The organism is Flavobacterium bomense (assembly GCF_003970355.1).
Genome location: NZ_RYDJ01000068.1, coordinates 1 through 1,664 on the forward strand (window position 1 = coordinate 1; position 1,664 = coordinate 1,664).

Annotated in this window: 1 protein-coding gene and 2 pseudogenes; 1 reads left to right on the top strand and 2 read right to left on the bottom strand. The window is 32.6% G+C overall.

What is annotated here, in order from left to right; genetic code table 11:
- Nucleotides 1-451: pseudogene (locus EKL98_RS15575) on the top strand (S41 family peptidase); the annotation flags it as partial.
- A 101-nt stretch (nt 452-552) separates the two neighbouring features.
- Here EKL98_RS15575 and EKL98_RS15580 read toward each other — a convergent pair.
- Entirely contained in the window at nt 553-972 is a 420-nt protein-coding gene (locus EKL98_RS15580) for a nucleoside-diphosphate kinase (protein ID WP_126563110.1), read from the bottom strand.
- Between the two features lie 114 nt (nt 973-1,086).
- Nucleotides 1,087-1,664, bottom strand: a pseudogene (locus EKL98_RS17655) (acyltransferase family protein); the annotation flags it as partial.

Consider the following 1,664-nt stretch of genomic DNA (forward strand, 5'->3'; position numbering starts at 1 on the left):
AGCTTCGGCTAGTGAATTAGTAATTAACGGATTTAAGCCTTATATTACAGCGGTTAAAATTGGCGATATAACCCCTGGAAAAAAGGTAGGGTCGGTAACTTTATACGATTCCCCTACTTTCGGAAAAGAAAACAGAAACCCAAATCATCGTTATGCGATGCAACCTTTAGTTTTGAAAATTGTCAATGGAGCTGGTTTTGGGGATTATCAAACTGGTTTAGTACCTACTTATCAATTAAAAGAAACCTTGAGCACTCTTGATGTTCTTGGTAGTACAACTGAGCCTCTATTGAAACTTGCAATTGGTAAAATTACAGGAACTGCAAAAATGAAACAATCTGATCCAGGAATTCAATTTGACTATTTTAAAGATTCAAAATCCGCAAATAGTTTACAAAACCAAATGTATCTGGAAAAAGCTCCCGAAGGTTTGTTGAAAGCTTTGGAATAAATAAATAAAAAAAATCCAGTTTCAAAATTTGAAACTGGATTTTCTGTTTTTGTAGGATTTATAAATCTTAATTCAAAAATCGTTAATCTTAATTCATAAATCTAGAACTGCTCTCTTATTGCAAAATGAAAAGCTCCTTCTATGGCTGCATTTGCATCACTATCTGAACCGTGAACTGCATTTTCACCCAATGAAGTTGCATACATTTTACGAATAGTACCATCGGCAGCTTCGTTGGGATTTGTAGCTCCTATCAAAGTTCTGAAATCGTCAACTGCATTTTCTTTTTCAAGAATAGCAGCAACTATTGGTCCGCTTGACATAAATTCTACCAATTCTCCAAAGAAAGATCTTTCAGCGTGAATGGCATAAAAATTTTCAGCATCTTTTACTGATAATTGAGTCAATTTCAGTGAAACAATTCGGTAACCTGCGTTGGTTATCATTGCCAAAATATTTCCAATGTGTCCGTTTTTGACAGCATCGGGTTTGATCATTGTAAAAGTTCTATTGGTAGCCATTTTGCATTTTTTTTTGATTGGGGGCAAAAATAGTATTTATTAATTGAATAATTATCCTATTTTACCTTAAAATTCGCAAGATAAAATTAGATTTATAGGATTAGCTCTTCCAAATTAAACTTTGAAAATCAGTTTGTTTTTATAAAGAATCCATAAGATTATACTCCAAAATACAGAATAAACTAATGCGTATGTCAAAGAAGCATCCATTGGATTTTTGAATAATGGTACAATTCCATAATTATAAAAGTAACTTTGAAATCCGAGTAGTTCGCCGGGGAGTTCAGGATGATCCACTTTTATCATAGAAATTGCCTCAGGAATTATTCCTGAAAAGAAAAAAACAATCATAGGGTTTACACCCCAAATCAAGAATAGTTTTATCCAATTTTTATGGTTAGCTATATCAATTATATAATACAATAGACTCAAACATAAAGTGGCTAATCCTGATGTGAATAGAACAAATGAGCTACTCCAAAGTGATTTGTTTATGGGAAATAGAAAGTTCCAAATTAAACCAAAAAAGATTAAACCAAACCCAAAATAAATCATTTTCTTAACAATTTCGATTTTTGGCAGCGGTTTATTCAACATTTGTCCCATCAACATTCCTATTATACCTGAGGCAATTGCTGGTAACATAGATAATATTCCTTCTGGATCCCAAGTTTTTGTTTGGCTGTACATAT